The 7,830-nt window shown below is 63.9% G+C and carries 7 protein-coding genes; 1 reads left to right on the forward strand and 6 read right to left on the reverse strand.

The window, feature by feature from the left end:
- The 3 genes from AC1D1P_RS09510 to AC1D1P_RS09520 form a co-directional block, all read right to left on the reverse strand.
- On the reverse strand, positions 1–502 hold a 502-nt coding region (locus tag AC1D1P_RS09510; protein WP_477672791.1), incomplete at its 3' end, for an ABC transporter permease.
- Positions 503–655: 153 nt separating this feature from the next.
- Positions 656–1,951: an ABC transporter substrate-binding protein gene (locus AC1D1P_RS09515; RefSeq protein WP_457279554.1), complete on the reverse strand. Its 1,296-nt coding sequence runs from the start codon at positions 1,949–1,951 to the stop codon at positions 656–658.
- An 83-nt stretch (positions 1,952–2,034) separates the two neighbouring features.
- On the reverse strand, positions 2,035–3,102 hold the full coding sequence (locus AC1D1P_RS09520; RefSeq protein ID WP_477672792.1) for an ABC transporter ATP-binding protein: 1,068 nt from the start codon (positions 3,100–3,102) through the stop codon (positions 2,035–2,037).
- A 262-nt stretch (positions 3,103–3,364) separates the two neighbouring features.
- Between AC1D1P_RS09520 and AC1D1P_RS09525 the strand changes: the two genes are divergently transcribed.
- Complete coding sequence (locus AC1D1P_RS09525; RefSeq protein WP_477672793.1) at positions 3,365–4,033, forward strand: glutathione S-transferase; 669 nt, start codon at positions 3,365–3,367, stop codon at positions 4,031–4,033.
- Positions 4,034–4,089: 56 nt separating this feature from the next.
- Here the strand turns inward: AC1D1P_RS09525 and AC1D1P_RS09530 are convergent, their stop codons facing one another.
- The 3 genes from AC1D1P_RS09530 to AC1D1P_RS09540 all read right to left on the reverse strand — a co-directional run.
- A complete protein-coding gene (locus tag AC1D1P_RS09530) occupies positions 4,090–4,713 on the reverse strand; it encodes a DUF2325 domain-containing protein (protein WP_477672796.1) in 624 nt (207 codons plus the stop codon).
- 387 nt (positions 4,714–5,100) lie between these two features.
- Positions 5,101–6,825, reverse strand: a complete 1,725-nt coding sequence (gene recJ / locus AC1D1P_RS09535; protein WP_477672794.1) for a single-stranded-DNA-specific exonuclease RecJ — start codon at positions 6,823–6,825, stop codon at positions 5,101–5,103.
- 18 nt (positions 6,826–6,843) lie between these two features.
- On the reverse strand, positions 6,844–7,830 hold a 987-nt coding region (locus tag AC1D1P_RS09540; protein WP_477672795.1), incomplete at its 5' end, for a hypothetical protein.

Raw genomic sequence — 7,830 nt, forward strand, 5'->3', positions numbered from 1 at the left:
CCACGGGCTGGTTCACGATGCCCAGGCCCGTCAGGCTCTGGTTCACCAGGCCATTGCGGCCTAGCAGCGGCACCCACGAGATCATGCGGATCACGTTGGACGTCCAGAACGGAATCGTGCACAGCACGAACAGCAGCGTTTGCACGCTTTGCGAGCGCACATAAAAAGCCAGAAAGTACGACACCGAAAACCCCGTCACCAGCGTGATCAGCCAGACCAGGAAACTGAACTTGAAGGTCGACAAATAGGTCTTGAAGGTGACACACATCTCCGACGTGTTGCCGCAACCTTCAAAGACGGCGAAGTAATTCTTCAGCGTAAAGCCGGGCAGCAACTCATACTCATTGAAGTCCCAAAAGCTCACCATCAACACCAGCGCCAGTGGCACCAGAAAGAACACCACAAACACCGCCGTCAACGGCGTAGCCTGCCACCAGGCCGCAAGGCTGCGCCCCGGCGCCTTGGCCGGAGCGGAATGCGCAGCAACAGCAGGAGCACTCATAAATATCCAAAAGTAAAAAATGAGCTACCAAGGGCAAGCGAAGGGAGCCGAATCAACCCAGTGTCCGCGCGGAACCGGCTTCGCCGGGCCGCAGCGGGCGCCCCCTGCAAGGGGGGAGGACGCTACACGAAGTGAGCGTCAACGGGGGTGTGCCTATGCAGCGACGAACTCATTCCATTTCTGCACCATGTAATTGTTCTCGTCCATGACCGCATTCCAGCAGGCGATGCCGCCCATGCGGGCTTCATAGCTGCCGCCGTCGCGCACCGCGCCGGTCTTGGCCAGCACATCGCCATTCGGGCTCTTGATGTCCTGCGAAGCCGGCTTGCCTTCCATCCAGTAGGCCCACTCATACGCTTCCATCTTGGCCTTGGCGGTTTCCAGCACGGCGCTGTAATAGCCCTGGCGGTTCAGATACGCGCCGGCCCAGCCGTCGAGGAACCAGTTGATGAACTCATAGGCACCGTCCAGCTTCTTGCCCGACAGCGTAGCGGGCAGGCCAAAGCCGGCGGCCCAGGCGCGGTAGCCTTCTTTCAGCGGCTGGAAGTTGCAGGCGATGCCCTTGGTGCGCACGGCCGTCACGGCGGGGCTCCACATCGACTGGATCACCACTTCGCCCGAGGCCATCAGGTTGACCGACTCATTGAAGTCTTTCCACAGCGCGCGGAACTGCCCGGCCTTCTTGGCTTCAATCAACGTGGCGATCGTCAGGTCGATCTCTTTCTTCGTCATGTTGCCCTTGTCCGGGTACTTGTAGATGCCCTTGGCCTCTACCACCATGGCGGCGTCCATGATGCCGATCGACGGAATGTTCAGGATGGCGGCCTTGCCCTTGAACTCGGGGTTCAGCAGCTCGGCCCAGGAGCTGATGGGGCGCTTGATCAAATCGGGGCGAATGCCCAGCGTGTCGGCGTTGTAGACCGTGGGAATGAGCGACATGAACTGCGTCGGGCTCTTGGCGAAGACCTTGCTCTTTTCGCCTTCCAGGTAAATCACTTTCTTGGGCGCTGTGCCCTGGTCGCCCACGGCCTTGCCGGCCACGGTGCCGGTGGTGAAGAGCGTGGTGATCTTGTCGGCGTTCTTGATGCGCTTGGTGTCAATGCCCTTCAGGTTGCCCGTGGGCACGATTTTCTTGAGCGAGAAGTACTCGGTGTCGATCAGGTCAAAGCTGTTGGGCGCGGTCACGGCGCGCTTGGTCACGTCGTCGGTGGTCACGGCCACGTACTGAATCGTGATGCCGGTGTCGGCCTTGAACTTCTCGGCGATGGCCTTGTCCTGGTTGACGGCGGTGCCCAGGTAGCGCAGCACGATTTTTTCCTGCGCGTGCACGGCAGGGAACAGGCCCGTGGCCAGAATGCCGGCCGTGCCCTTGAGCAAAGCGCGGCGCGGCACGCCGCCCACGGTGGTGTCGGTGGCGGTGTCTTTTTGATCAGGAAGAGCGTCGGACATGGTGAAAAACTCCTGGTGGCTTGGGTGGAAATCTTCTTGCGAAGGGACGGTTGAAAAATCTGTATTTCTGTGAGCCTTACGGATCAGGCACTAATGACGGCAGGAGGGGYGGCCTGCAGCGTGTGCGCCGCTTCGGGCGCCCATGACAGTTGCACGCTGTCGCCCGGCGCATAAGGCCGGGCCGCAAACGCCGCCTCCGGCACCATCACCGACAACTCGGCGGTGCTGTGGGCCGTCGGTGAAACGCCCGGGTTCTGCAGGCCCAACAGCACATACGGGCCCTGGTATTCGACGTCGGTCACCACGGCGCGCCGGTTGTGCGGCGCGTCAGGCGCGGCATCGCCGGCCGGGGTGATCTGCATGTGGTCGGTGCGCACGCCTATCTTGCCGGTGGGCGTGTCGAGCACGTTGTGCCCACCCATGAAGCGCGCCACAAACTCACTCGCGGGACGGTTGTAGATTTCGTGCGGCGAGCCCACCTGCTCGATCAGCCCGTGGTTCATCACCACCATGGTGTCGGCCAGGGCCATGGCCTCTTCCTGCGAGTGTGTGACGTGGATGAAGGTGAGCCCCAGCTCTTTTTGCCAGCGCCGCAGCTCGGCGCGCATCTGGATGCGCAGGAAAGGATCCAGCGCCGACAGCGGCTCATCGAGCAGCAACACCCGCGGCTGCGTGATCAGTGCGCGTGCCAGCGCCACGCGCTGCTGCTGCCCGCCCGAAAGCTCGGCCGGCTTGCGCTCGGCCAGGTGGCCCATCGCCACCCGCTCCAGCAAGTCTTTGGCCTGCTGGCGGCGCGCCGCCTTGTCCACGCCTTTCATCTTCAGGCTGAAGGCCACGTTGTCGAGTGCCGAGAGATGCGGAAACAGCGCAAAGCTCTGGAACATCATCGCCGTGCCGCGGCCGGCGGCCGGCAGGTCGGTGATGTTGCGGTTTTCCAGCAGGATGTCGCCGCTGGTGACGGATTCGTGACCCGCCATCATGCGCAGCGTGGTGCTTTTGCCGCAGCCCGAAGGCCCGAGCAGGCAGCAGTAGCTGCCGCTGGCAATGCGCAGGTTAATGCCGTCGACGGCCGGCTTGTCTTGCTGCGCGTACCGTTTGGTCAGCGCAATGGCTTCAATGGCGGTGGGAGGCGGGCTGGCAAGGGCGTTCATGCCAACCTCTGTGCAAGGCCTGTGCCAGCTTTGTATGCGATTTATGATCAGATTGTGTACAAAATGCATGGTTCTGGTGCCGAGCAAGCCGTGCCTGCCTGCCATGCTGGTGCATGCTGTAACCAGAAGTTCCTGCAACTTCCGGCTGTCAGGTTTGGGTGTGCCCCGTGTCCTCTTTTCAGGTTTTCTTCCTGTCGCCGCCGGGGCTTGAAGCCAGCAGTCCATGGCCTACCATCAGCGCTTCCGTCTTATGGAGCCGTCCTTGATCACCCTGCACCACCTCAACAATTCCCGCTCGCAACGCATCCTCTGGCTGATGGAAGAGATGGGCCTGCCTTATGAAATCCAGCGCTACCAGCGCGACCCTAAAACCATGCTGGCGCCGCCTTCACTGCGCGCGGTGCATCCGCTGGGCAAGTCGCCGGTGATCACCGACGGCGAGTTCACGCTGGCTGAGTCGGGCGCCATCATTGAATACCTGGTGGCCCGCTACGGCGCCGGCCGGCTGGCGCCCGAGGCCGGCACGCCAGAGCATCTGCGCTACACCTACTGGCTGCATTACGCGGAGGGCTCGGCCATGCCGCCGCTCTTGCTCAAGCTGGTGTTCGACAAGGTGGAAAACTCGCCCATGCCTTTTTTTGCCAAGCCGATTGCCCGCGCCATCGCCGGCAAGGTCAAGAAGACGTTTATCGAGCCGCAGCTGCGGCAGCACCTGGACTTCCTCGAAATGTCGCTGGGCCAGAGTGAGTGGTTTGCCGGCGCCGAGTTCAGCGGCGCAGACATCCAGATGAGCTTTCCGCTGGAGGCGGCCGCCGCGCGCGGCGGGCTCAATGAGAGCCGGCCAAAGCTGATGGATTTCCTGGCGCGCATCCATGCCCGGCCCGCTTACCAGCGTGCGATTGTGCGTGGCGGGGAGTTTGAGCTGCAGTGATTGTTGGCCGTACTTGCCGAGCACGCTATTAAATCAATAGCTGCTTGCGCCTGTTCCTAAAGGGCTGGAGCCGTTTTTGGCTTGCTATTTGRCCTGCTGTTTCCAGTTTCTGGCGTGATTGGCAGGCCCGGCGCCTGTTTGCTGCGCACAAACTGCAGGGCCTGCGGCTGGCCGACCAGCACGCACTGCTTGCCGGTGCGCCGGCAGTGGTCCTGCACACGCYAGTAGGCGTCATGGCTGACGCAGCCGGTCTGGCAGATCACCAGGTCGGCGGCGACCAGGCTGGCCTCCAGTGCGGCCGCGCCCTGCAGGTCGTCGCCCGCATGGTGCAAAAAGTGCCCGCCGGCCATTTCAATGACGCGCCGGGCCGCGGTGGTGCCGGCGCCTTGCTCGCCCACGCACAGCACCGACTTTTCATGCAGGGCGGCTGTGGCGTCCGAATTCGTCAAAGCCGCCGCCAGCGCTGCGGTGGCCTGCGGGGCCACCGCGCCCTTTTGCCGGCCCAGGCGTTCCCGCACCAAGCCCTGCAAATCATGCACGCGGCCCATCAGCCATTCCACCCGGCGCGCCAGCGTCAGCCGTTTGGGCAGGCCTGGGATGGCATCTTCCACGGCCTGGCGGTCTTCGCGCTCCCAGGCCAGCGCTGTCTCCCGCACCATCGCCGCCGCACGCAGGCGCACCGCCAGGGATTGCAGGCGCGCGATTTCTGCGGCCTGTGCGGCAATCACGGTGCTGCAGCGCTTCTGGATTTCGCCGTATTGGGCGAGCAGGGCGCGGTGTTCGCGGTYAAGGCCGGGCAGGGCGTTACAGGGTCCTTGCATGTCGGGGCTCCATAAGATGAAGGCGCCCCCGTCAGCCAGCCGATACGTAACTGAAAGAGAGGGCAAAACCCATCTTAAATGAGAATTGATCTCAATTGGAGCAAAGATTTATGCCGCTTTGGGTAAACAGATGAAACCCCGAAGCAATCCTTTTTGCTATTAATTCAGGAGCTGCTTGCGCCCGTCCCTATTGGTTAAAGCCCCGATTTTCGCTTAAAAAACGCAGGGCTTTTGGGTCGTGGGCCGTCAGAGTTCAGCCGCTTCCACCAGAAACCGCACCCGCTTCACGCCCTGCCACTCGTCCGCATCCAGTCGAAAAGCCAGCTTGACCCGCGCGGGCAGCGATTCGGTGTGGCCAAACCAGATGCCGTCGACCGGCTGGCCCTGATGCTTGAGCTTGAGCGCCAGGTGTTTTTCACCCACCAGCCGCTGCGACACGACTTCCACCACTTCGCTGAAAGTCGGCGCTGCAAACCCCTGGCCCCAGACCTCCTTGTGCAGCGTGTCGACCACGTCGGTGCGGCGGTATTCGGCCGGCAGCGGGCCGTCGGTATCCATGCGGCGCGTCAGCGTGGCGGCGTCCAGCCATTCGTGCGCCACCTGCTGCAGCGCGCTTTCAAACACTTCAAAGTGCTCTTCGGCAATGGTGCAGCCGGCCGCCATGGCGTGGCCGCCAAAGCGCAGCAGTACGCCGGGGTGGCGCTTGGCCACCAAATCGAGCGCGTCGCGCAGATGAAAGCCGGGAATCGAGCGGCCCGAGCCTTTGAGCTCGTGCTCCTTGCCGTCGGCCTGGCTGGCGGCAAACACGAACGTCGGGCGGTGCAGCTTGTCTTTGACGCGTGAAGCCACGATGCCGACCACGCCTTCGTGGAACTCAGGGTCGAAGATGGCAATCGCTGGCGGCGGCTCCTCGTCTTCATCAATCATCGCGTCGGCCGCCAGCTGCGCCTGCTCGCGCATGCCGGCTTCAATGTCGCGGCGTTCGCGGTTGATGCCGTCCAGCATTTGCGCCAGCTCATCGCCGCGCGCCGGGTCGTCGGTCAGCAGGCATTCAATGCCCAGCGTCATGTCGCTGAGCCGGCCTGCCGCATTGATGCGCGGGCCCAGCGCAAAGGCAAAGTCAAACGTGGTGGCGACCGGCGCCTGCCGGCCCGCGGCCTTGAACAAACTCGCCAGGCCTGCGGGCAAATGACCCGTGCGTATGCGCTTGAGGCCCTGCGCCACCAGCCGGCGGTTGTTGGCGTCCAGCTTCACCACGTCGGCGACGGTGCCCAGCGCGACGAGCGGCAGCAGCGTATCAAGCTTCGGTTGTGTGGCTGCATTAAAGGCACCACGTTCGCGCAGCTCGGCCCGCAGCGCCAGCAGCACATAAAACATCACGCCCACGCCGGCAATCGATTTGCTTTCAAACGTGCAGCCGGGCTGGTTCGGGTTGACGATCACGTCGGCCTCGGGCAGCACCACTTCGCCGTCTTTCAGCGCAGGCAGGTGGTGGTCTGTCACCAGCACCTGCATGCCCAGGGCGCGCGCACGCGCCACACCGTCGATGCTGGCGATGCCGTTGTCCACCGTCACCAGCACGTCAGCGCCAGCGGCCTTCACGCGCTCGGCAATGGGCGGCGTCAGGCCGTAGCCGTCGGTGACGCGGTCGGGCACCAGGTAGCTGACTTGCTGCGCGCCCAGCAGCCTGAGGCCCCGCAACGCCACGGCGCAGGCGGTGGCGCCGTCACAGTCGTAGTCGGCCACCACGCAAATCTTTTTGCCGGCGGCCATCGCATCGGCCAGCAGGCGTGCCGCCTCAGCGGCGCCGTGCAATGACGCGGGCGGCAGCAGCCGGGCCAGCCCGTCGTCCAGCTCGTCTGCCGCGTTCACGCCGCGCGCGGCATACAGCTGCGCCAGCAGCGGGTGAATGCCGGCCTGCTGCAGCGCCCAGACGCTGCGCGGGGGCACATCGCGTACCTGTATTTTCATGTGTGTCTACTATCTTTTTTATAGCTGGTCGCGCAAGTGCCATAAGGGCTGCGGCATCAAAAGGCTTGAAATTTTGGCCAAAAAACCGGTTTTTTGTGTCTCAAACGTCTGCCAGCCGCGCTCGCCRCACAGCGTCAGCCGCACGGCCTCGCCTGCGCGCTGGCGGGCCAGCAGCTGTGCAATCTCGCCGGCATCCAGCGCAGCCCAGGCCTGGGCATAGGCTTGCCAGTCGTCAGCAAAAACCGCTTGCGCCAGGCTGCGTGGTGCGGTCGGCGCCTGGCTKGCAGGTTCATACCCAGCGGGCAGGGCGCCGCTGCCGCTCAGCCAGAAGGAGTTGACCGGCAACTGCCGCCGCGCCGCGCGCTCGTCGTTCAGCGCATGGGTGTACAGCAGCATCTGCATTTCGTTTTGCAAGAGCTTCATCTTGCGGGCGATGCTGCCCTTGRCCTCCGTTTTTCCGCCGGGCAGCCAAGGGTCCACATTGCGGCCCAGCACGCGATCCAGTGAGGCCGTGGGCAGGTTCCGAACCACCTCGCCCTCAGCCAGCCAGCGCGCCGGCCCCAGCGCCGGCACATAGTGAATCGTGATGCCGTCGTCATCAAAGTAAGGCTGCATGGCCGCCAGCAAGGTGCGGGATTCGGCTTCAGTCAGTCCCAATGCAGCCGGGTCCGTCAACGTGGCGTGCTCGCGGCCCATGGCCCAGTGGCAGGGCGTTACCCAGGCCCAAGCCTTGCCAGTGCCGGCCTGCAGGTGCTGCGCCGCATCCTGCGCCGCCCACGGAATCAGCCCGTCAGGCGTATCCGCAGTGGCAAGGCCCAGTGCCTGGCTCAAGGCCCGCTCGTGCGGCGGCGACAGCGTGTGGGCGTCCGCCACATCAGTGCGCACTGACTTCATGCCCTTGAGCAATTGCTTGAGGTTGCGCGTGCTGTCGGCCGGCAGCGCCTTCATCGTCGGCAGCCAGGCTTCCGCACCGCAGGCCGCAAAGGGAAGCAGCAGGTGCGGACC

This window comes from Polaromonas sp. P1_E1_2, assembly GCF_056406035.1.